The sequence below is a fragment of the Actinophytocola sediminis genome (assembly GCF_054779715.1).
Genome location: NZ_BAAGXS010000074.1, coordinates 48,390 through 70,713 on the forward strand (window position 1 = coordinate 48,390; position 22,324 = coordinate 70,713).

General features: G+C 67.2%; 20 protein-coding genes and 2 tRNA genes. 10 read left to right on the forward strand and 12 right to left on the reverse strand.

Annotation, left to right across the window (positions count from 1 at the left end; translation table 11 throughout):
• Positions 1–31: 31 nt before the first annotated feature.
• Entirely contained in the window at positions 32–1,060 is a 1,029-nt protein-coding gene (locus ACYVIP_RS34020) for an alpha/beta hydrolase (protein WP_460403930.1), read from the forward strand.
• 4 nt (positions 1,061–1,064) lie between these two features.
• Here the strand turns inward: ACYVIP_RS34020 and ACYVIP_RS34025 are convergent, their stop codons facing one another.
• Positions 1,065–3,104: an MMPL family transporter gene (locus tag ACYVIP_RS34025; RefSeq protein ID WP_460403932.1), complete on the reverse strand. Its 2,040-nt coding sequence runs from the start codon at positions 3,102–3,104 to the stop codon at positions 1,065–1,067.
• A gap of 97 nt (positions 3,105–3,201) precedes the next feature.
• Between ACYVIP_RS34025 and ACYVIP_RS34030 the strand changes: the two genes are divergently transcribed.
• Entirely contained in the window at positions 3,202–4,674 is a 1,473-nt protein-coding gene (locus ACYVIP_RS34030) for a glycosyltransferase family 39 protein (RefSeq protein ID WP_460403934.1), read from the forward strand.
• Between the two features lie 44 nt (positions 4,675–4,718).
• Here the strand turns inward: ACYVIP_RS34030 and ACYVIP_RS34035 are convergent, their stop codons facing one another.
• A complete protein-coding gene (locus ACYVIP_RS34035; RefSeq protein WP_460403936.1) occupies positions 4,719–5,402 on the reverse strand; it encodes a glycoside hydrolase family 11 protein in 684 nt (227 codons plus the stop codon).
• 413 nt (positions 5,403–5,815) lie between these two features.
• On the opposite strand from ACYVIP_RS34035, the gene ACYVIP_RS34040 reads away from it, so the two are divergent.
• Complete coding sequence (locus ACYVIP_RS34040; protein ID WP_460403938.1) at positions 5,816–6,643, forward strand: LLM class F420-dependent oxidoreductase; 828 nt, start codon at positions 5,816–5,818, stop codon at positions 6,641–6,643.
• A 71-nt stretch (positions 6,644–6,714) separates the two neighbouring features.
• On the opposite strand, the gene ACYVIP_RS34045 is transcribed toward ACYVIP_RS34040, so the two are convergent.
• The 4 genes from ACYVIP_RS34045 to ACYVIP_RS34060 form a co-directional block, all read right to left on the reverse strand.
• On the reverse strand, positions 6,715–7,872 hold the full coding sequence (locus tag ACYVIP_RS34045) for a cytochrome P450 (protein WP_460403940.1): 1,158 nt from the start codon (positions 7,870–7,872) through the stop codon (positions 6,715–6,717).
• An 85-nt stretch (positions 7,873–7,957) separates the two neighbouring features.
• On the reverse strand, positions 7,958–10,105 hold the full coding sequence (locus ACYVIP_RS34050) for an MMPL family transporter (protein ID WP_460403942.1): 2,148 nt from the start codon (positions 10,103–10,105) through the stop codon (positions 7,958–7,960).
• 89 nt (positions 10,106–10,194) lie between these two features.
• Positions 10,195–10,872: a response regulator transcription factor gene (locus ACYVIP_RS34055; protein ID WP_460403944.1), complete on the reverse strand. Its 678-nt coding sequence runs from the start codon at positions 10,870–10,872 to the stop codon at positions 10,195–10,197.
• Positions 10,778–12,043 carry a sensor histidine kinase gene (locus ACYVIP_RS34060; RefSeq protein ID WP_460403946.1) on the reverse strand — a complete coding sequence of 422 codons (1,266 nt, stop codon included), beginning with the start codon at positions 12,041–12,043 and terminating at the stop codon, positions 10,778–10,780. The genes ACYVIP_RS34055 and ACYVIP_RS34060 overlap by 95 nt, the downstream gene beginning before the upstream one ends.
• Positions 12,044–12,239: 196 nt before the next feature.
• On the opposite strand from ACYVIP_RS34060, the gene ACYVIP_RS34065 reads away from it, so the two are divergent.
• Both ACYVIP_RS34065 and ACYVIP_RS34070 read left to right on the forward strand, forming a co-directional pair.
• Positions 12,240–12,326: transfer RNA gene (locus ACYVIP_RS34065), tRNA-Ser, on the forward strand.
• A gap of 98 nt (positions 12,327–12,424) precedes the next feature.
• Entirely contained in the window at positions 12,425–12,901 is a 477-nt protein-coding gene (locus ACYVIP_RS34070; protein ID WP_460403948.1) for a hypothetical protein, read from the forward strand.
• On the opposite strand, the gene ACYVIP_RS34075 is transcribed toward ACYVIP_RS34070, so the two are convergent.
• On the reverse strand, positions 12,820–13,158 hold the full coding sequence (locus ACYVIP_RS34075; protein WP_460403950.1) for a hypothetical protein: 339 nt from the start codon (positions 13,156–13,158) through the stop codon (positions 12,820–12,822). The two genes, ACYVIP_RS34070 and ACYVIP_RS34075, sit on opposite strands and share 82 nt — an antisense overlap.
• An 84-nt stretch (positions 13,159–13,242) precedes the next feature.
• Entirely contained in the window at positions 13,243–13,380 is a 138-nt protein-coding gene (locus tag ACYVIP_RS34080) for a hypothetical protein (protein ID WP_460403952.1), read from the reverse strand.
• Positions 13,381–13,517: 137 nt separating this feature from the next.
• Here ACYVIP_RS34080 and ACYVIP_RS34085 point away from each other — a divergent pair.
• From ACYVIP_RS34085 to ACYVIP_RS34095, 3 genes are all read left to right on the forward strand, one after another.
• Positions 13,518–13,604, forward strand: a tRNA-Ser gene (locus ACYVIP_RS34085).
• A 719-nt stretch (positions 13,605–14,323) separates the two neighbouring features.
• Entirely contained in the window at positions 14,324–15,730 is a 1,407-nt protein-coding gene (locus ACYVIP_RS34090; protein ID WP_460403954.1) for a DUF5677 domain-containing protein, read from the forward strand.
• Between the two features lie 320 nt (positions 15,731–16,050).
• Positions 16,051–17,001 carry a 5'-nucleotidase gene (locus ACYVIP_RS34095; protein WP_460403956.1) on the forward strand — a complete coding sequence of 317 codons (951 nt, stop codon included), beginning with the start codon at positions 16,051–16,053 and terminating at the stop codon, positions 16,999–17,001.
• 280 nt (positions 17,002–17,281) lie between these two features.
• Here the strand turns inward: ACYVIP_RS34095 and ACYVIP_RS34100 are convergent, their stop codons facing one another.
• The 3 genes from ACYVIP_RS34100 to ACYVIP_RS34110 form a co-directional block, all read right to left on the reverse strand.
• Positions 17,282–17,917 carry a hypothetical protein gene (locus ACYVIP_RS34100; RefSeq protein WP_460403958.1) on the reverse strand — a complete coding sequence of 212 codons (636 nt, stop codon included), beginning with the start codon at positions 17,915–17,917 and terminating at the stop codon, positions 17,282–17,284.
• 465 nt (positions 17,918–18,382) lie between these two features.
• Entirely contained in the window at positions 18,383–18,841 is a 459-nt protein-coding gene (locus ACYVIP_RS34105) for a nucleoside deaminase (protein ID WP_460403960.1), read from the reverse strand.
• Positions 18,838–19,326, reverse strand: coding sequence for a tRNA adenosine deaminase-associated protein (locus ACYVIP_RS34110; protein WP_460403962.1), 489 nt, complete (start codon positions 19,324–19,326; stop codon positions 18,838–18,840). Before ACYVIP_RS34110 ends, ACYVIP_RS34105 begins: the two co-directional genes overlap by 4 nt.
• A 111-nt stretch (positions 19,327–19,437) precedes the next feature.
• On the opposite strand from ACYVIP_RS34110, the gene ACYVIP_RS34115 reads away from it, so the two are divergent.
• A complete protein-coding gene (locus ACYVIP_RS34115; protein WP_460403964.1) occupies positions 19,438–20,667 on the forward strand; it encodes a M20 metallopeptidase family protein in 1,230 nt (409 codons plus the stop codon).
• Positions 20,668–20,705: 38 nt separating this feature from the next.
• The gene (locus ACYVIP_RS34120; protein ID WP_460403966.1) at positions 20,706–21,683 is read left to right on the forward strand and encodes a prephenate dehydrogenase; all 978 of its coding nucleotides are present in this window, start codon (positions 20,706–20,708) and stop codon (positions 21,681–21,683) included.
• Here ACYVIP_RS34120 and ACYVIP_RS34125 read toward each other — a convergent pair.
• Positions 21,680–22,291, reverse strand: a complete 612-nt coding sequence (locus ACYVIP_RS34125; RefSeq protein WP_460403968.1) for a putative glycolipid-binding domain-containing protein — start codon at positions 22,289–22,291, stop codon at positions 21,680–21,682. The genes ACYVIP_RS34120 and ACYVIP_RS34125 overlap by 4 nt on opposite strands.
• Between the last annotated feature and the right edge of the window lie 33 nt (positions 22,292–22,324).

The following is a 22,324-nucleotide window of genomic DNA, read 5'->3' on the forward strand; positions in this document are numbered from 1 at the left end:
GGTCGCGCGGCGCCGGACCTAGGGTGGCGCGATGCTGCCTTGGTCAACCGAACTCGCGGGCCGGATCGAAGAGAACGTCGTCGTCAGCGTGCTGCTGCGCGACAACCCACTCGGCGACCCGCACCGGCGACCGGTGCACGTGTACCTGCCGCCCGGCTACGACGAGTCCGACCGGCGCTACCCCGTGGTCTACACCATCCAGGGCTACACCGGGCACGTCGCCATGTGGTTCAACCGCGAGGCGTTCCGCCAGCCCTACCCCGAACTCGCCGACGGGCTGTTCGCCAGAGGCGAGGCACCACCGGCGATCGTGGTGTACGTCGACGCGTGGTCCACCTTCGGCGGCAGCCAGTTCCTCGACTCGCCGGCCACCGGCCGCTACCACTCGTACCTGTGCGACGAGGTCGTGCCGTGGGTCGACGGGCGCTACCGGACCATCGCCGACCGCGAACACCGCGCCATCGCGGGCAAGTCCAGCGGCGGCTACGGCGCGATGATCACCCCGCTGCTGCGCCCCGACCTGTTCGGCGCGCTGGCCACCCACGCCGGCGACGCCCTGTTCGAGGTCTGCTACCAGCCGTTCTTCCCGAGCGTGGCACGGCTGCTGCGCGACGAGTACGACGGTTCCTACGACGAGTTCCGTGCCGGGCTGCGGGATCGCGTGTTCGGCACCCGCGACTCCGACCTGGACCTGATCGAGATGTACGGGTACGCGGCCGCCTACTCCGGCAACGAGGACGGCTCGGTCAGCGTGCCGTTCGACGACACCGGCGCGGTGCTCCCCGACGTCTGGGCACGATGGCTGGCGTGGGACCCGGTGCTGATGGCCCGGCGCGCCGAGTACCGGGACGCGGTCCGGTCGCTGGACTCGGTGTGGATCGACGCCGGCACCCGCGACGAGTTCTACCTCGACCTCGGCGCGCAGGCGTTCCGGCAAGCCATCGCCGACACCGGCCTTGCCGACGCGAACGTCCACTTCGAACTGTTCAACGCCAGGCACGGCGGCATCGGCTACCGCTATCCCCTCGCCCTGGCCTGGCTCTGCACCCGCTTCCCCTGAGCGCTCAGCTGGTCGTGCGTTTCGCCCGGCTCATTCTTGCCGGCCACCAGATCTTGGGTCCGATGTCCACGGTCAGTGCCGGTACCAGCAACGACCGCACGATGATGGTGTCCAGCAGCACCCCGAACGCGACGATGAACGCGATCTGCGCGAGGAACAGCACCGGGATCACCGACAGCGCGGCGAACGTCGCCGCCAGGACGACGCCGGCCGAGGTGATCACGCCGCCGGTCACCGCGAGTCCGTGCAGCGTGCCGGTTCTGGTGCCGGCCACCAGCGACTCCTCGCGGACTCTGGTCATCAGGAAGATGTTGTAGTCGATCCCGAGCGCCACCAGGAAGATGAACCCGAACAACGGGATCGTCGGGTCCGCGCCGGGGAAGCCGAGGAGGTGGTTGAACACCAACGCCGACACCCCCATCGTCGCGGCGAAGGACAGCACCACGGTCGCGATCAGCAGTAGCGGCGCCAGCAGCGCCCGCAGCAACACCGCCAGCACCAGGAAGATCACCACCAGCACGATCGGGATGATCAGCGCGCGATCGTGCGCCGCCGCCCGCTGGGTGTCCAGCTGGATCGCGCTCGCCCCGCCGACCTTCGCCTCGGCGCCGTCCACCGCGCGCACCGAGTCGCGCATGCGCTCCACAGTGGACAGCGCGCTCTCGGAGTCCGGCGGATCGTCGAGCACCGCCTGGATCAGCACGTAGCCATCGCGCTGGTCCGTGATCGCCGCGTCCGCGACCCCCGGCACCCTGGTCGCGGCCAGCACGTCCGGCGCCGCCTGGTCGCGGGCGATGACCGTCACCGGCGTGCCGGAACCGCCGGGGAAATGCCGGGACAGCACCTCCTGGCCGGTCGAGGAGTCCACTTCGGACAGGAACAGGTCCGACTGCGCGGTGCCGCTCGCCCTGAGCTGCGGCAGGAACGCGACCCCGACCAGCAGCACGAGCGTGGTGACGATCCAGATCAGCCTCGGCCGCCTGCCGACCAACCTGGCGATCCGCCCCCACAGGCCATCGTGTTCTGGCTTCGCCGACCCGTGTTCCGGGCGGAACGGCCAGAACGCCGCGCGCCCGAGCAGCGCGAGCGCGGCCGGCAGGAACGTCACCGACGCCAGCAGCGCCGCGCCGATGCCGATCGCGGCCACCGGCCCGAGGCCCCGGTTGGAGTTGAGCTCGGAGAACAGCAGGCACAGCACGCCGAGGATGACCGTCCCGGCGGACGCGGCGATCGGCTCGATCGTGCCGCGCCAGGCCGCGCGAATCGCGGCGACCCGGTCCTCGGTCTCGCGCAACTGCTCGCGGAACCGGGACACCAGCAGCAACGCGTAGTCCGTGGCCGCGCCGAACACCAGGATGAACAGGATGCCCTGGCTCTGCCCGTTGAGCGTCAGCGTGCCGGAGTCGGCCAGGAAGTAGACCACCATGCTGGCCGCGCCGAGCGCCAGCACCGCCGAGACCAGCACGATGATCGGCAGCACCGGGCTTCGGTAGATCACCACCAGGATCAGGGCCACCACCGCACCGGCGACCAGCAGCAACAGCCCGTCGATCCCGCCGAACGCCGCCACCAGGTCGGCGATCTGCGCGGCCGGGCCGGCGACCAGCACGGTCAACCCGGCCGGCCGGCCGTCGTCGAGCGCGGTCCGTACCTCCTCGACCACCTCGCCCGGGTTGCCGGCGCCGCTGATCGCCACCACGAGTTGCGCGGCCGCACCGTCGTCGGCCTCGCTCGGCACCGGTGGGGCGACGACCCCGTCGATGCCGGCGAGCGTCCGCGCCCGCGCGGCGAGGTACTGGGCGTCCGCCCGCTCGAGCCCACCGCGCCGCTCGACCACGACGATCGCCGGGATCACCTCGTCGTCGCTGAACCGCTGTTCGAGCCGCGTGACCTCGGTGGCCTCGGCGGACTCCGGCAGGAACGCCGCGTTGTCGTTCTCGACGACCTCGGACAGCTTGCCGGTGTAGGACCCACCGAGTCCACCGAACCCCAGCCACACCACTACCAGAAGAATCGGCAACCACCGGCGCATAGGCCTGATCATGCCCGGACGGAATCAGTACCGCACGACGGCGACCAGCAGGCGATAGCATGGCCAGGACGTCCCCGCCAGGTCGGTCCACTGTAGACAGGAGGCCGATTTGGGCACGCCCGTCAAGACTCCGTTCGCCGCCGGTGCGGTAGCCGTGGTCGCCGCGGTTCAGGTCGTGGTGCTCGCCATGTTCTCCGGCCGCTACGGATTCCACCGCGACGAGCTGTACTTCATGGCCGCCGGCAAACGCCCGGACTGGGGATATGTCGACCAGCCGCCGATCACCCCGGTGCTGGCCAGACTGTCGACGGCGGTCTTCGGCGACAGTCCGACCGGGCTGCGGGTGGCGAGCATGCTGATCGGCGCGGCCACTGTGTTCGTGCTCGCGCTGGTGGCCCGCGAGCTCGGCGGCGGGCGGGGCGCGCAGGTGATCGCGGCGGTGGTGGCGGCCGGCTCGTCGCTGACGCTGGTGATCGCCCACATGCTGGCGACGAACACCCTGGACACGTTGCTGTGGACGCTGATCGGCCTGTTCGCGTTGCGGCTGTTCCGCACCGGCGATCCCCGCTGGTGGCTGGCGATCGGCGCGGTCGCCGGGATCGGGCTGGCCAACAAGTGGCTGGTCATGTTGCTGCTGTTCGCGCTGGGGGTGGCGGTCCTGGCCGTCGGGCCGAGGGCGGTGCTGCGCACCTGGTGGCTGGCGGCCGGGGTCGCGCTGGCGGTCGCGATCGCCGCGCCGACGCTGGTGTGGCAGGCCGGCAACGACTTCCCGCTGCTCACCGTCGCCACCGGCATCTCGGCCGACGACGGCGCGGAGAACCGGATCATGTTCGTGCCGTTGCAGTTGGTGTACCTGTCGCCGGTGCTGGTGCCGGTGTGGCTGGCGGGCATCGTGCGGCTGTGGCGGGCGCCCGAGCTGCGGTGGGCACGGTCGCTCGCGGTGGCCTACCCGCTGTTGTGCGTGGTGTTGCTGGTGATCGGCGGCAAGCCCTACTACCCGATCCCGTTGCTGCTGCTGCTCGCCGCGGCGGGGGCCGAGCCGACGCTGCGGTGGTTGCGGGGACATCGGGTGCTCGGCTACGGGTTGGCGACGGTCGGGTTGGTGATCAACCTGGTGGTGAGCCTGCCGGTGGTGCCACCGAGCGCGCTCGGGCCGGTGCTGGCGATGAACGCCGAGCAGGGTGAGCAGGTGGGCTGGCCGGAGTTCACCGAGACCGTCGCCGGGGCGTGGCGGCAGCTCCCGGAGCCGGACCGGGCACGTGCGGTGATCTTCGCGAGCAACTACGGCCAGGCGGGGGCCATCGAGCGGTACGGCCAGGAACTCGGTCTGCCGCAACCGTTCTCCGGTCACATGTCCTATTGGGACTGGGGGCCGCCGGCCGACCGGATGACCGGCCCGGTCCTGCTGGTCGGCGACTTCGCGGACGGCGCGCGGCTGCCCTTCACCGGCTGCGAACCGGTCGTCGAGCACGACAACGGTGTGCACCTGGACAACGACGAGCAGGGCACGGACGTCGTTCGCTGCGCGTCGACGGTGGCGCCGTGGTCGGAGATCTGGCCGGGCCTGCGCCGGTTCTACTGATCGGTGTGGCGACGGCCCCCGGCCGTCGCCACACCTTTGTGCGGTCAGCTCATGTTGATGTTCGAGTTACCGCTGCTCTGATATCCCTCGGTGGCCAGGATCATGTAGTAGTTGAAGGAACCCAGGCCCATTCCGGCGCGGCTCCAGGCATCGAAGTGCGTCCCGCTGTTGATGCTGCCGCCCGTACGCCGCGACTGCCGCACGCTCCAGAACTGCGGGAACGTCTTGGTGCCCTCGACCGACGGGGCGTTGTACCTCATGGTCCGGTAGATGTCGTAGGTTCCGCCGTCCGCGGAAACGGTTCCCCGGTGTTCGCCGGTTGGGCGGTAGTTGCCGAAGTTGTCGACGACGTAGTACTCGACCAGGGGGTTGGACGTCCACCCGTACAGGCACAGATAGCCGTTGCCGGACGGGTTGAAGCTGCCGGAGTAGTTGACGGTCCGGCGACTACCGTTGCTCCATCCCTTACCGACGACGAAGTTCCCGGTGTTGCCCCATTGGGTGCTGTAGCTGCCGCCGTTTCCCAGGGTCATGGAGATGGTGCCCTGGCTGTCGGTCCAGAACGAGTAGAAATAGCCGTTGTGGGTGCCGGTCTGGTTGGTGGTGATCGTCTGCGCCTGGGCGATTCCGGGGAGCATCACGGTGGCGCCTATCGCCAATGCGCCGGCACCGCCGACAAAAGCCCGGCGGCTGATCGCGGGGCGACCGGAATCATCGTTTATGGGCATGCTTCCTCCTCTTCGTTGAGGGCTGGCACGGCAGCCGGACAGCGCGCCACGGCGCTGACTCGACGGACCCCGATGCACGGCGGGGACCTGGTATTCGACAGTGGCTGGAACCGCTGTCGTAGCTGAGAGTATCGGCGCGACTCCGACAAGTTGTCAATAATTTTCGGACCCTTTGCGGAACATCCTCGGCACCGACGAGGTGTCCGATCGGGCGTAAGGCCCAGTCACCAGCCCCATCCAGCCGATCTCGCTCGGCTCGCACCATCCGGATACCGGGCGGAAGCCAGCCAGTACGGACCCGAATTTTCGGAAACTTCCGGAGTCGTCGACGCCCGCCGGGGAGGCGTTCGGGAATCAGCGGCGCCGGCCAACCGTTGTCTTCGTCGACCATCGAAGACAACGGAGGATGACGTATGGAGATCGGCAAGATCGGTGTGTGGGACCACTCGTCGTGGCCACCGTTCCAGGACGGGGAAGCGCTGGCCGAGTTGACGGACCTCGGGTACGGCACCGTCTGGTTCGGCGGCTCCCCGCCCGCCGACCTCACCACGGTCGAGCCGACACTCGCCAACTCGACGGACCTGATCGCCGCGACCGGCATCGTGAACGTCTGGGACGCGCCCCCCGAAGCCGCCGCCGCGGGCTACGCACGGTTGTCGGCCGCCTACCCCGGCCGGGTGATCCTCGGTATCGGCGCGGGCCACCGCGCCTTTGTTGGCGACAAGTACACGAAGCCGTACGACAAGCTGGTCAGCTACCTCGACGGCCTGGACGCCGGCGGTGTCCCGGTCGACAATCGCGTGCTCGCCGCGCTCGGCCCCCGCATGCTGGAACTGGCGGCCGAGCGCACGGCAGGCTCGCATCCGTACCTGACCACACCGGAGCACACGGCCCAGGCACGCGAGATCCTCGGCGCCGGCAAGCTCCTCGTGCCAGAGCAGAAGGTGGTGCTGGGTACCGACGCCGAGGTGGCGCGCCGGATCGGCCGCGAGAAGCTCGCGCTCTACCTGGCGCTGCCGAACTACACGAACAACTGGCTGCGACACGGGTTCACCGAGGCCGACCTGGCCGATGGCGGCAGTGATCGCCTGGTGGACGCGATGGTCGTCTGGGGTGACGAGGACGCCGTGCGCGCCGGGGTGCTGGCACATCTTGAGGCGGGCGCCGACCAGGTGGCCGTGCAGGTGCTCAACCAGGACAAACTGGCGACCTTGCGTGTGCTGGGGCCCGTGCTGAACTGATCTCAGCACGGCTTGCCGCCCGGGTGAGCGCGGCGCGCTCACCCGGGCGGCAAGCACCCCGGCGGACTGGGTCACCAGGACACGGGCAGCGCGCCAACGCCGTAGATCCCATGGCCGGCGCGCAGCGGCACCTGTTCGGCCGGCACGGCCAGGTGCAGGGTCGGGAACCGGCGCAGCAGCGCGCGGTACCCGATCCGCAGCTCGATCCTGGCCAACTGCTGGCCGATGCACTGGTGCACGCCGTGCCCGAACGCCAGGTGTCCGGTCGCCGGGCGGGTGAGGTCGAGCTGATCGCCGCCGGGGAACTTGTTCGGGTCGCGGTTGACCGCCGGCAGGTAGACCAGCACGCTCTCGCCCTTGCTGATGAGCTGCCCCGCCACCTCGACGTCGTCGAGGGCGGCCCGGTTCACCTCGTACTGCACGATGGTGAGGTGGCGCAGCATCTCCTCGACCGCACCGTCCACGATGGACTCGTCCGCGCGCAGGACGGCGAGCTGGTCGGGATGGCGCAGCAGTGCGAACGTGCCAAGTGACAGCATGTTCGCGGTCGTCTCGTGCCCGGCGAACAGCAGCATCGTGGCGATCCCGGCCAGCTCCTCGACGCTGAGGTCGGACGAGACGAGCCCGCTGATCAGGTCGTCGGCCGGCTGGGCCTGCTTCTGGCGCACCAGGGCGTGCAGCGACAGCCACATCGCCTCACCCGCGGCCTGCCGCTCCTCCTCGGGCCGGGCCGGATCGACCATCTCGAACGACTGCCGCTCGAAGACCTCGTGGTCGGTGTAGGGCACGCCGAGCAGCTCGCAGATCATCCGCGACGCCACCGGCATGGCGAAGTCGCGGACCAGGTCGGCCGGAGGGCCGATGTCCGCCATCGTCGACAGCGTCTCCGTCACGACCTCGGTGACCCTCGGTTCCAGCGCACGCATGCGGCGGAGGGTGAACTGGCCGGTCAGCAGCTTGCGGTACCGGGTGTGGTCCGGCGGGTCCAGGAACAGGAACATGCCGGGGGACTCGGTGTCCTGCGCCAGGCCGCGCAGCGGCGATCGGGCCAGGTCGAGCCGGCTGGAGAAGCGCGGGTCACTGAGCACCTGTCGGGCTTCGGCGTAGCCGGTGACCAGCCAGCCGAGCGAGTCGTCCGGGTAGCGCAGCCGACTGATCGGCGGGCGTCCGGACAGCTCGGCCGGCGGGTCGAACGGGCAGGTCCTCGTGGTGGGCACAGTCATGGTCATGTCAGCTCCCGGTTAGCATTGCGTATGACATAAACAATGCCACAGGGGGTCTGCGCGTGTCAGCCCGCCTCCGTCCGCGCCGGGCTCACCCGCGGACGGTTTCCGCGGTCGCCGGTTCGGGGTCGGCCACGGGGTCGAGGTGGTGGCGGAGTTTCTCGCCCTCGACGTCCACGTCGGGCAGGATCCGGTTGAGCCAGCGGGGTAGCCACCAGGCCGTCTTCCCGAACAACGCCATCACCGCGGGCACGAGCGTCATGCGCACCACGAAGGCGTCGACGAGCACGGCGAACGCGAGTCCGAAGCCCATCTCGCTCGCCATGGTGTTCGACGAGAACACGAAGCCGGCGAACACACTGATCATGATGAGTGCGGCGGCGGTCACCACCCGGGCGCCGTACCCGAAGCCAGTAATGATCGCGTCGGTCGGTTCGGCGCCGTGGACGTGTTCCTCGCGCATCCGGGTGACGAGGAAGACCTGGTAGTCCATCGCGAGGCCGAACACGATGCCGATCGTGATGATCGGCAGCATGCTGATGATCGGGCCGGTCGCGGGGGCGATGCCGAACCAACCCCACTGGAAGACCGCGACCATGGCGCCGAAGGTCGCGCCCACGGTGAGCAGGAAGCCGAGCGTGGCCTTGATCGGCACGATGATCGAGCGGAACACCAGCATCAGCAACAGGAACGCCAACCCCACGACGAGCGCGAGATAGGGCACCAGCGCGTCGCTCAACTGGTCGGACAGGTCGATGTTGATGGCGGTCTGCCCGGTCACCAACACGGTGTCGTCCATCTGCTCGCGGATCTGGGACACGAGTGCGGCGGTCTCCGGGGTGTTCGGGCCACTGGCGGGGATGACCGTGAGCAGCGCGGTGTCCCCGGCCGGGTTGACTCGCGGCGGGGTGACCGCGGCGACGTCGTCCATGCCACCGACGGTTTTCGCCACGGCGTCGGCATTCCCCGCGCCGGTGATATCGACGGCCAGCAACAGGGGCCCGTTGAAGCCGGGGCCGAAGCCCTCGGTGAGCAGGTCGTAGGCCTTGCGCTGGGTGGTGTCCTCGGCGGCCTGCGCCCCGCTGGGCAGGCCGAGTTCCAGGTCCAGCGCGGGAAGCGCGAGCACGGCGAGCCCGACGACACCGGCGACCAGCACCGGGATCCTGCGCCGGACCACGAGCCGACCCCAGCGCTCCCCCGCGGCCGGCTTCTCCGCGCGGGTACGGGACCGCCGGCCGAGAATCCGCCTGCCCGCGAAGCCGAGCATGGCAGGCAGCAGCGTGAGCGCGATGAGCACAGTGATCACGACCGTGGCCGCCGCGGCCAGACCCATCTCGGTGAGGAACGGGATCCCCACCACCGACAACCCGGCGAGCACGATCACCACGGTGAGACCGGCGAACACGACGGCCGAACCCGCGGTGCCCACCGCGCGACCCGCCGCCTCCTCGGGATCGCGGCCGAGGGCCAACTCGTGGCGGTAGCGGGACAGGATGAACAGCGCGTAGTCGATCGCGACGGCCAGACCGAGCATCGTCGCGAGGATCGACGTGTTGGAGCTGAGGTCGACGAACCCGGTCATCGCGGTGATCCCCGCGACGCCGATCCCGACCCCGATGAGCGCGTTGAGCAGCGGCAGTCCGGCCGCGACAAGCGAACCGAACGTGATCAACAGGACGACCGCGGCCACGGCCACGCCGATGATCTCGCTGGTGCCCCCGCCGCGGGACGCCTTGAGCGCGTCGCCGCCGACCTCGACCGTGAGACCGGCCTGCCGCGCCGAATCGACGGCGTCGGTCAGCGCGTCCTTCGCCGCGTCGGTCAGGTCCACCTGCTTGTCCTGGTAGCTGACCTGCGCGTATCCGATCGTGCCGGCGCGGTTGATCGCCCTGCCGGCATACGGGTCGGTGACCGACGCGACCTGCGGCGCACCCTCCAGGTCCGCGAGCGTGCGGGTCACCGTCTCCTGGTTGGCCGCGTCGGTCAGGGTTTCGCCGTCGGGCGCGCCGAACACCAACTGCGCGCTCGCTCCACCGGCCGCGGACTGCGGGAACCGCTGCTTTATCAGCTCGAGGGCCTGCTGGGATTCGGTGCCCGGCACCGAGAATCCGTCCTCGGTCGGTCCGGACAGCGTCACAGCGGCGATGCCCATGCCGACCAGTACCGCGAGCCAGATCGCGAGGACGAGCTTGCGGGCGCGGAAGGCGAACCTGCCGAGCCGATAGAGGGTGGTAGCCATGCCGACGACGATTCCCGCAAGCACGCTCCCGGTCGTCACACCAACGCTGACTTTCCGACGTACCGCGCCCGCGGTATTCCTGAGACCGGCTACCGCGGCTGAGTGCGCTCGACCCGCGCGAGCCCGGTCTGGTAAGCGATCACCACGAGCTGGGCCCGGTCACGCGCGCCGAGCTTGGCCATGGCGCGGTTGACATGGGTCTTCGCCGTCATCGGCGAGACGTACAACCGGGCCGCGATGTCGTCATTGGACAGTCCACGTGCGACAAGACCGAGCACCTCCCGCTCGCGGGCCGTCAACGCGCTCAACTGCTCCGGCGCCGGCAGCAGCGAGTGATCCGGCTGCGTCAGGAACCGGCCGATCAGGCCCTTGACCGCCTTCGGGGACAGCAGGGCATCACCGCGCGCGACCACCCGGATGGCCTCGATCAGCTCGTGTGCGTCCACGCCCTTGCCGAGAAACCCGCTCGCCCCGGCGCGCAGGGCCGCGAAGACGTACTCGTCGACCTCGAACGTCGTCAGCACCAGCACCCGCACCCCGGACAGCTCCTGGTCGGCCGCGATCTGTCTGGTCGCGGCCAGCCCGTCCATCTCCGGCATGCGGATGTCCATGAGCACCACGTCGGCGCCGACGGCCCGCACCTGGTCGATCGCCTCGCGCCCGGTCGACGCCTCAGCCACCACCGACAGGTCCGGTGCGGAGTCGATCAACACCCGGAACCCCGCGCGGATCAGCGCCTGGTCGTCGGCCAGCACGACTCTGATCATCAGCCTGTTCCCCTTCCGGTACCGGCAGCACCGCGCTGACCAGGAACCCACCGTCCGGCGTTGCGCCGGTCGCCAACCGCCCACCCACCGCGCCGACCCGCGCGCGCATGCCGGCGATCCCCCGCCCGTCGCCACCGATGGTGCCGGGTGTGGCCGTGGCACTCTCGTTGCGCACCTCCACCAGCAGCTCGCCGGGCTCCTGGACGAGGGTGACCGACGTACTGGCGCCGGCCGCGTGTTTGGCGATGTTCGTCAGCGCCTCCTGCACGATCCGGTACGCCGCGAGGTCCACGGCCGTCGGCAGCGCGACCTCGGGACCGTCCCACGCGACAGCCACGACCATCCCCGCGGTCCGGAACGACGCGACGAGGCTGTCGAGCCGGGCGAGCGTGGGCGCCGGCTCGGTCGGCGCCGCCTCGTTCTCGTCGGGCTGGTGCAGCACACCCAGCAGGACCGAGATCTCCTCGAGCACCGTCCGGCTCGCCTGCCGCACGTGGGACAACGCCTCCCGGGCCTGGACGGGTTGGCTCGCCAGCACATGGGTGGCCACCTCGGCCTGCACGGTGATAAGAGCGATATGGTGCCCGACCACGTCGTGCAGCTCCCGCGCGATCCGCAGCCGCTCCTCGGCGACCCGGCGCCGGGCCTCCTCCTCGCGCATGTGCTCGGCGTCGCGGACCCGCTCCTCGAACTCGGCGATCCGCTGTCGCCGGTTGCGGGCGATCCGGCCGAGCGCGCCGGCCAGCCCGATCACCAACGCCGCGTTCAACGCGTCCCGCCACGCATCGACATCCTGGACCAGCCGCGCGCCCCCCAGCACCATTGCCACACCGGCACACACCAGCCAGCTCCGACGGCGACCCTCCAGCGACATGACCACGTACGCGGCCACCGCGACCACCGGCACCGACGGCACCACCGGCCCGCCCACCACGATGACGAACAACGCGAGCGCCGCGTCGACACACAACACCGGCACCGGCCACCGGCGGCACGCCACCAGCACCACGCCCGTCAGCGCGCTCGGCACCGCACCCAGCGCCCCCGACGGCTCGTGACCGTGCGGCTGCAGCAGATCCCACCCGAAGAACGACACCGCGGCCACCACCAGACCACCGGAAACGAGCCGGTAGTACCGGAGGCGTCGCTGGTCACGGGTGTCAACGCCCATGACCTCACGTTACGGGGCGACCTCCCGCACCGGCATCCTCTCCACGCGGTAGCCGTCCTACCGCGAACGCGGTACCGCGAGTCAGCCGATGTGAGATTCCGCGTGCCCTGCTGTGTGCTAGCCATCACCGCACGTCCGCGCCCTGCTGACCACCCCGTTTGGGGAGGTCAGGGCCACCTCCGGTACCCTCTCCGGCGGAGGATTCGCATAGTGGCCTAGTGCGCACGATTGGAAATCGTGTTGGGTGTTAAAACCCTCGCGGGTTCAAATCCCGCATCCTCCGCGCCCTGAAAAGGCGAAACGCCCGGCATCCGTACTTGGACGCCGGGCGTTCGTCGTCTCGGGCCCTGCGCTCAGCAACGACAACGAGAAGAGGCGTGGATGGCAGATGAGGTGATGGCCCGGGTGACCGCGATCGTGCAACGTGGGCAGGCCGGCGAGCGCGCGGCTGCCCGGCAGGACCTGGAAACGATGTGGGCCGAGGTCGAGGCCGGCGGGGGCGACGACTTCCACCGCTGTGTGATCGCGCACTTCCTGGCCGACCTGCAGGACACCCAGCACGCGGAGCTGATGTGGGACGAGCGCGCCCTGGCCGCGGTCAACGGCGTGAGCGACGAGCGTGCGCAGGAGTTCGACGGGTCGTTACAGGTTCGGGGGTTCATGCCATCGCTGTACCTGAGCCTCGCCGACGATCACCGGCGACTCGGGGACGCGGACCGCGCGCACGAGTTCCTCGGCAAGGCGCAAGCCACGGTGGACGCACTGGGCGATGACCCCTACGGCGAGCTGGTCAAAGGCATCCTGGACAAGGTGGTCCAAGCGTTGGCCGACGGCTCGACCGAGCCATTGCCACAGTGACGTCCCGCCGGGTTGACGAAGAACCGGTTCGCCGCGCCGCCGAACAGCAGTGTGACAATCGCGACTGCCGTGCCGACCAGCATCAGCGCCACCACCCGGAGTAGCGGCGCAAGCGAACCTTCGTAAGGCCCGAAGCCGCCGATGGACACCACGTTCCAGGCACCGCGAACGCCCGCCCAGTCGATGCTGAACGCCAGCCCAACGGCGGCAAGGAACAGGCCAGCGCCGACCAGTGTGAGCCAGAAGGCGACGGTCACGGCCCGCGAACGCGGTGATGGGTGCTCGTGACCTGGCGGCAGGTTAATTTCGGGAGCCCGACCGCTCCGGTGGAACGACTGGCGTTACTCGTCGTCGGTCTTGGCATGGTTGGCCACACCCGGTGTCGGGTCGCGGTCGAGGTCGATCAGCGGGTGGCGCTCGGCCCCCTCCGGAGCAGCGTGACGACCCTCCGTCGGCTCTTGCTGCTGGTCAGCCTGCATGATGTCCTCCTCATCTCTCTCGTCACCGATCACCGGGCAGTATCGCCCACGGCCCGCCGTCCGGCGCGTCGGGATTGGATGGATCACAGCCTGCCCGCCCGGAGGGCTCGGGAAGCGCTTCCGGTAAGGTGCTCTGCGGTAGCGTGTCCGAGCGGCCGAAGGAGCGCGCCTCGAAAGCGCGTGAGGGTTCACACCCTCCGTGGGTTCAAATCCCACCGCTACCGCTCTGAGTAGGCACAACGCCGGGCGAGTCCTAGAGACTCTCCCGGCGTTTCGCCGTTAGTCTCAGTTCTAGTCTCAACAGGTAGTCGTCCTCCCGCCTGACTCTGATCAAGTCATCGCGTCAGCGGATACCGTCCCCCTTATCGGCCACATCCTCAACCGATCGCCGAGGTGAGGTTCGAGCAAGCTTCCATCGGATCTGCGGCGTATGGATGACAACCGCATGAGCAGACTGTCATCGTTCGACCACTCAGCATGAGAATCGAGATCGTTGACACGCTGAGGCCTCTTCATCCGATGTGACTGACGTGAGAACGGATCATCGCGTCACTGCGGTGCACTTCGATCTCACGGAGCCAACTTCTGCACATTGGGATGACAGGTGCCAGCAAATCCGCGAGAACGCCGCAACGATCCGTTGAATACTCGGATGTCGTTTCCCCAACCAAATCAGCACTCTGGCCCACTCTCCGGCCATGTCAAGAAGGGCCGCGTCTACAGATCTCCACTCGCTGCGACCGGACTCTTGCAACTCGGAAATTGGGTTCGGGATGATTTGCCAGATCTTTTGTGGCCGATACTTATATTGTCCGAACTGGGCACTAAACAAGCCGTCCGGTTTATGCGATGGCAGAAGAGCGTCCAGAATGACCTTCGTGGACTTGCCGAACCCCAGTTCATTGCCAACTGCCTCGACGGCCGACTCACCAGCTTAGATAGGTTGACGAACCAGATCCCTCAAGCGAAGACGACGATCAAGACCAGAGCCGAGGAACATGGACTACTTCCAGGATCCGCACAGAGCATATTGGCGTCATACCCGGAGCGCCCTGCGGCCTGGCTCGAAGATTGCAACCCCACTCCGCCAAGCCAGGAAGATATAGACGCTCTCGGACGTGCAGTACTAGCGGTTCTTAAAGACGGCCACCGCGAGGCGGTAGTCAAATGCCTTCACATATGGAGTTCAGTCCAAGCTGGCACGCTCAGTACGAGCGCCGAGACAATCTCCCTACTCAGAGAATATCCAAATGACATCACGACCCGAGACGCAGCTGATTCAGTTGTACGCGCGATGTGGAGCGCGCACAAAGGGCTCCTTCTGCACGAAGATAAAGGCTACTTCGATCTTGCCATTCGATGGGCGAAAACTTTTTGGTCTTCGAACTCTGTGATCACCCATTGCCTGCGACGTCAGGATATCGAAAACAACAGGCTGGACACGGAGGCAGAATCCGATGACCCCCTAGCGAACAATGCACCCCTCGACATAACCCTTACACCGACCATGGTTCCAGACAACAGATCCCGCCTTCACCAGCAAGCAATAGACTTATTTGCCAGCTACGTGGAAGCACTCGAGACATCGCCCGCAAATCTATACGACCACGAGAAACAGGAAGTTCACGCAGGACTTGTCGCAGGCGTTAGCCGAGATGTTATTACAGCACTCAACACCCCAGAATTGTGGTGTATGGAGCACGGTGCCCATATCGTTCGATCTTTGATCGAAAGTCGAATTTACATTCAATGGATGGCGCAACAAAGTCCAGCGATATATCGTCATTTTCAGGAGTATGGGGCAGGCAAGGCGAAGTTGTACGCACGGATATTTGATGAACTTCCCACAGAGGCGCGGAAGATCGATTTCAAGGAAGGTATCGAAGAACTCGAGCGGTTGAGTCACAACGATGCCACGATTGATATTCGCACAGTCGACACGAGAGATTCCTTCGCCGAAGGCAAAACTATACGAAACATGGCCAAGGAGTGTGGACTACTGGATCTTTACCGGCAGGCCTACTCGATAGCGAGCGGAGTCTCACACTCCGAATGGTGGTCGCTCGAGACTCATACCATGGAGCGATGTCTCAACGTCCTCCACGGAGGCCATCTGATTCCCAGCCTTTCACTCAACCCCGGCGGAAATGTTGAACTTGCAAGATCGTGGCTGGATCAATTGTACACACTCATGCAAGTGAGCATGCAGATACTTGACACAAACAAAGATGCAGTGAAAAATGCGTTTTCATGGCTCATGGACGATCAAGAACACGACTCACAAGATAGTCTTGGATCTCCTCCTCAAGAGAGCCAGTCTTCTTGGCACAGACTGAACGGCCCGACATAGAAGCGTTAACATCGCTCAGGCCGGGCCGTTAGTCTCTATTCAATTTTCTTCCAGAGTAAACTGCCGACATCTCGGCGGATGGCAGCGATGAGATGCTGGTATCTCGCGGCCATCGCGGTGTTCGACCCACCCTCACAAGGCGCCCTCCGTCACAGCCGTCACGACTCAAACGTTGGCTCATCCAGCAGCGAGACCGACACCGTGCGGTGCCGCTCTGACGCACGCCAGCGACACAAGAATCCAGAGACCGAACCATTCATCGCACACATGAAGTCACCCACGAGTAGCATAGACTGCACGTTTGAATCGAGGAGGTCGACATGCCTTATGATCTAAGCCAACGCCTCGTCGTCGGCATAGCCTCGAGCGCGTTATTTGACTTGAAAGAATCTGACGAAGTCTTTCGTCGAGACGGCGAAGAAGAATATCGTAGATTTCAAGATCAGCATCTCAATGATCCACTACCCCCAGGAGTCGCTTTTGCTTTCATCAAACGACTCCTAACTCTTAATAACCTAGGAGACCTCGACGACCCACTTGTTGAAGTTATGGTACTTTCGCGCAATGACCCATTCACCGGACTGCGGGTAATGAAATCAGCCCAGCATCACAACCTATCAATTAGTCGAGCGATCTTCATGCAAGGACAATCACCTCACAAATTTATGAATGCCCTGAAGATGTCTCTCTTTTTGTCGGCGGACAAGAACGATGTACGCCAGGCCGTTTCTAAAGGACTTCCAGCCGGCCAGGTTCTCGATTCCTCAGCAGCGGCCGAGCAAAACGAGGATCAGGATTTGCGCATTGCCTTCGACTTCGACGGTGTTCTCGCCGACGACAAATCGGAGCATGTTATGCAGACGCGTGGCCTTGAAGCGTTCCATGAACATGAAGTCACCAACGAGGTGATACCTCACACTCCAGGGCCCCTTCGTGACTTTCTAGCGAAAGTCAATATTATTCAACGACTCGAAGAAGAACGACGGCACAATGACTCGAATTATAGAATTCGCGTCCGCGTTTCAATCGTCACCGCTCGCAACGCACCGTCTCATGAACGGGCTGTCCACAGCTTGAAAAAGTGGGGAGTCACAGTAAATGACGCGTTCTTTCTGGGCGGAATTGATAAAAGTGCCATTCTAGAAGTCCTACAACCTCACATATTCTTCGATGACCAGCTTCGGCATCTCGACTCAGCATCGCATGTTGTGCCCAGTGTTCATATTCCATATGGCGTAACGAACGCCGCACATCAGGACGGCACCGAGTAAGGAGGCCGGCAGGGCTGGATCCCTCGCCGCGCAACTCAGGTGGAGCACCGGCCATTCCACCCGGCGCCGGTCTAGTCTTATAAATGCGCATCCAGGGCAGTACCAGCGACGCCCTGACCACCCTCGCCGGACGTCGCAGACTCTGGCTCGGCGACGACCTCACGCATCGCCCTGACCGGCCAGTCTCATCGAACAGGCCGAGCAATTCCCGGCGAGTTCAGGCGCCCCTACCGGCCTCCGTGGGTCGCCCATCGCAACGCAGCGTAATCGTCGGTCATGTTCACAACAAAACTCCCGTTTCTTCAGGAGCTAGCACGGATTCGAAGAATCTACTTAGGCGATCGAGAGTGGCTCCAACCTCGTTTCGAGCCAAGTGTGCGACGTAGTGTTTACGGATTTCCTGTTGGCCATTATTCTCGCGCGAGCGTGGCGGCAGCTTGCTTTCCGACAACCAACGCACGCCTCCGAAAGTGCCGAATATGTCGCGAGTGTTCAGGGGAAGCCTCATGGTGCCCCATGGGACCATCAGCGCCAGCAACTGGTGCAGAGAGCGATTCGTCGCGTATCTAGCCCCTTTGAGGAGCCCTTCCTCTTCAACGCGTCGATCCTGGTACCCCGTGAGCACAGGCTGGGTAGGCCGCCCCGTGCGATCAGGCAGCCCTCGGCACCAGTCATCGAGGGCACGTGCCCACATGATGGTCTCCACTGCTGGCCCTCGCACTCGCAACGATACTTCGCGGCGGGAGTTCTCGCCTTCGAATCGCACGTCCTGAAGATGGGCGTAGACCTCGCGCCAACGATCGTTCGCGAACTGGAGCAGACGAAGGGTTTCTCGCGCCGCGCCAAGGTCGAATGACTCGCTCACTTGGATATCCTCCTCGTGCGACGGGTCAGCAACGGCGTCATGCGGCGTCATGCTCACTGACGATACGACAAGGGTCAGGCGCTGCCATCCGCTCACTAAATCACAGCCCACCGACACGACGACAACGGAAACACCGCTCGGCGCACCTTCGAATGCGTCGTGCCCGCTGCTCTGCGCAGAGGCCGAATCTGTGGTCACTCCGGCTGGTCGACTGTCTGGTGTGATGCTGGATCGTAGTCTCAGTTCTAGTCTCATTCACCTACGTTCGAGTACGTCCAGGAGAGCAGCGCCAACCGTCCGAGCAGCTAGGACGCCCCCGACGACACCCGCTGAACGGGTGGTCGCAGACCTCGAAAGCGCGTGAGGGTTCACACCCTCCGTGGGTTCAAATCCCACCGCTACCGCTCTGAGCCAGTGAATGCCGGTTACCGATGATTATTCGGTGGCAGCATTTTCGTTGGGTGGCGTAGGTGTCGAGCTGTTGTCGTTGCACGGTGCCCGGAGTGGACGTCGCGGTTACCCGCGATGTCCGGCGAAGAACTCTGCCAACAGCGCGCCGCACTCCTCGGCCAACACGCCGCCGACCACCTCCGGGCGATGGGTCAACCGCCTGTCCCGCACCACGTCCCACAGCGAGCCGACCGCGCCGGTTCTCGGCTCCCACGCGCCGAACACCACCCGCGCGATCCTGGCCAGCACCAACGCCCCGGCGCACATCGTGCACGGCTCGACCGTCACCACCAGTGTGCAACCCGCCAGCCGCCAGCCGTCGCCGAAGTTCGTGGCGGCGGCGCGTAGGGCGAGGATCTCGGCGTGTGCGGTGGGGTCGGCTTGGGCTTCCCGCGCGTTGGCCGCGGCGGACAGCTCGGCGCCGTCCGGACCCAGTACCACCGCGCCGATGGGGACGTCCTCGGTCCGCACCGCTGTGCGGGCTACCTCGATCGCGCGGCGCATGTGGGCCTGATCGGCGGTCACTGCGGGATGGTGTCCAGCAGTTTGCCGAACTCGTCGGCGAATCCGCACCGTTGCGCGATCATCTGCAGCTGCTCGTCCGGGTACAGGTCTACCTCGCCGACGATCACCTGTAGCTCGGCGGCCGGCAGGCCGATGTCGGCCAGGATGTCCAGCGCGCCTTCCGGCCAGACCTCCTCGTCGTCCTCGGAGGGTGGTTCCACGCGCAGCAGGTCGAGGGCGTCGGCGGCGATGTCGTAGTCCAGTGCGGCGGCGGCGTCGGACAGGAGCAGGGAGATGCCGCCGGGGCTGGGGCGAAGGACCACGAAGAACTGGTCGTCCACGCCAAGGAGGCCGAACACCGCTCCGGTGCTCCGGACCTTGCGCAGCTCGGTGATCGCCACGTCCAGCTCACCGAGCACCGCCGCGTCCATGGCCGCACACCGCCATCTGCCATCCTCACGCACAACCGCGACCGCGAAGCCTGGCACCGCATCCTGCTCGGACATGGGGACACGGTATTCCTGATGTCCACCGCCCGAAAGGTGAGGGTTGCCAGAAGGCCGCTTCGGACGGTAAGAGGGCCCGCACTCCACGTCATCTGGTGCGATCATCGACGCATGACTCCCGCCGAGATCCCCACCCTGGCGCAGGACCCGCGGTTCACCGGGTTGCTCGAGGCCGCCAGGGCTCTCCAGCCGCGCACGGTCGCCCTGCGCCGTCAGCTGCACAAGCATCCGGAGCTGGGGTTGCGGCTGCCACGCTCGCAGGCCGCGGTCCTGCACGCGCTGGAGGGCCTGGACCTGCACGTCATGCGCGGCGAGTCCTGTGACTCGGTGATCGCGGTGCTCAACGGCGCCAACCCCGGGCCGAGCGTGCTGCTGCGTGGCGACATGGACGCGCTGCCGCTCAACGAGGACAGCGGGCTGGCCTTCGCCTCCGAGGAGCCAGGGCGGATGCATGCCTGCGGGCACGACACGCACACCGCGATGCTCGCCTCCGCCGCCCGGCTGCTCAGCTCACGCCGGGACGCGTTGTCCGGTCGGGTGATCTTCATGTTCCAACCCGGTGAGGAGGGCAACCACGGGGCTCGGCACATGATCGACGACGGTGTCCTCGAAGCCGGCGGGCGGCCGGTGGAGCGGGCGCTGGCACTGCACATCACCGCCACCGCGACCTCCGGGGTCATCACCAGCAAGCCGGGGCCGATCATGGCCAGTGCGGACGCCTGGACGGTCACCGTCACCGGGCGCGGCGGCCATGGCGCGATGCCCTTCCACGCGATCGACCCGGTGCCCGCGGCCGCGGCCATGGTCGGCGCGCTGCAGACGATGGTCACCCGGCGCTTCTCGGTGTTCGACCCGGCCGTGCTGACCGTCGGCCGGATCACCGCGGGCACCACGTCCAACGTGATCCCGGAGACCGCCGAGCTCGAGGGCACCGTGCGCACCCTGTCCGAACAGTCGCGTGCCGAGGCGCTGGCCCAGATCCCGGCCGTCTGTCGGCACATCGGCGCCGCGCACGGCTGCACCACCGACTTCGAGCTGGTCACCGGCTACCCGCCGACGGTCAACGACGACACCGTCGCCGCCAGGGTGCTCGAGCTGGCCTCCTCGGTGCTTGGTCAGCGGCACGCCGCGGTCATGCCCGACCCGCTGATGGCCGCCGAGGACTTCTCCTACGTCGCGCAGAAGGTGCCCGCCACGTTGGCCTTCCTCGGCGCCTGCCCGCCGGGCATCGAACCGGACAAGGCGCCGCCCAACCACTCCAACCGGGTGCACTTCGACGAGTCCGCGTTCGCGCACGGGGTGGCGATGTACGCCGCGTTCGCGTTGGACGCCCTGCGCTGATCAGTGGCCCTCCAGCCGGGTGGACCATGATGGTGCCCATGCGAGCGGTATGCGTTGTCGGTCTCGGTCTGATCGGTGGCTCGGTGCTGCGGGCGGCGGTCCGCTCCGGGCGGCAGGCGTGGGGCGCGTCCTCGTCGGCCGCCGACGCCGACGCGGCGGTCGCCGACGGGTTCACCGTGGCGCCCACCGAGGAAGCACTGGCCAAGGCGGCCGCGGAGGACGCGGTGGTGGTGTTGGCCGTGCCGCTGCCGGCGGTGGACGACGTGCTGCGCACGGTCGCGACGGTCGCGCCGTCGTGCCTGCTCACCGACGTGGTGAGTGTCAAGCAGCCGGTGGCCGAGGCGGTCGCGCGGCGGGTGCCGACGGCCCGGTACGCCGGTGGGCATCCGATGTCGGGCCGGTCGGCGTCCGGCTGGCCGGCCGGCGACGCCGCGTTGTTCGACGGCGCGCCCTGGGTCGTGGCGACCGACGAGGAGACCTCGCTGCCGGCCTGGATCGCGGCGGCCACGCTCGCGCTGGACTGCGGCGCGCATGTGGTGCCGACGACCTCGACCGAACACGACGCGGCGGTCGCGCGGATCTCGCACCTGCCGCACGTGCTGGCCGCCGTGCTCGCCTCGACCGGCGCGGACGGTGGGCCGCTCGCGCTGGCGCTGGCGGCCGGCTCGTTCACCGACGGCACCCGCGTGGCCGGGACCCGGCCGGAGTTGGCGCTCGCGATGTGTGCCGGCAACCGGCTGCCGCTGCTGGACGCGGTGGACGACGCGCTCGGCCGGCTCGGTGCGGCGCGGGGTGCGCTGGCGTCGACCGGTGGGTTGGCGGCGACCATCAACGCGGGCCACGAGGCGCGCACGGCACTGGACGAGTCCCGGGCGGCGCGGGCGGCCGACTGCGAGGAGCTGCGGATCGACCTCGCCGGCGCGGAGGCCATGGATGACCTGCGCGCGCTCGGCGCGGGCGGCGGTCGGGTCATCCGGCTCGACGGCGACGTGGCGGTCGCCTGCCTGCCGGACTAGACCCTGGTCGCGATGCCCGGGTAGTCGATCACCAGGCCGTCCAGGTCGACGGTGAGGTCGGCGCTGAAGCCGGGAACCGAGTAGTTGATCACGGCGCCGTCGTCGGTCACGGCCACCGTCCGGTAGGTCTGGTGCACCAGACGCACCGACAGGTCGGGCATCGACATCTGCAGCACCGGCAGCACGTGCTCACCCGCCTGCCGGTGCAGCCCTAACCGGCGGATGGGCAGCGCGGTGAAGGTGACCGCGCCGGTCACGTCGACGTCGGCCGCGCCGTCGAACTCGTTGCGTTCGGTGCCGTCGCCGTGGTCGACCAGCCACACGCCGTCCTCGGTGCGGCCGACCGAGATCTGGCGTTCCTCGTCGGCGGTGGTGGTGCGCAGCAAGCCCTTGCCCACCTCACCGCCGCGGGCGACGGTCAGTTCGAACGACGCGTGGAAGGCCTCGGCCCGCCGCGAGCCTCCCGGCGCGACCGGGGACGACGGGCGGGCGGCGACGATCCTGCCCGTCGCCCGCAACCGCCCGTCGGACACCAGTAGCCGAACCGATTCCAGGTAGGGCGCCGCCACGCCCTGCCAGGTCATCATCAGTGGCTTCCGCGAGGTCACGTGTCGTCGCCTTTCCACTCGGTCATCGACGGC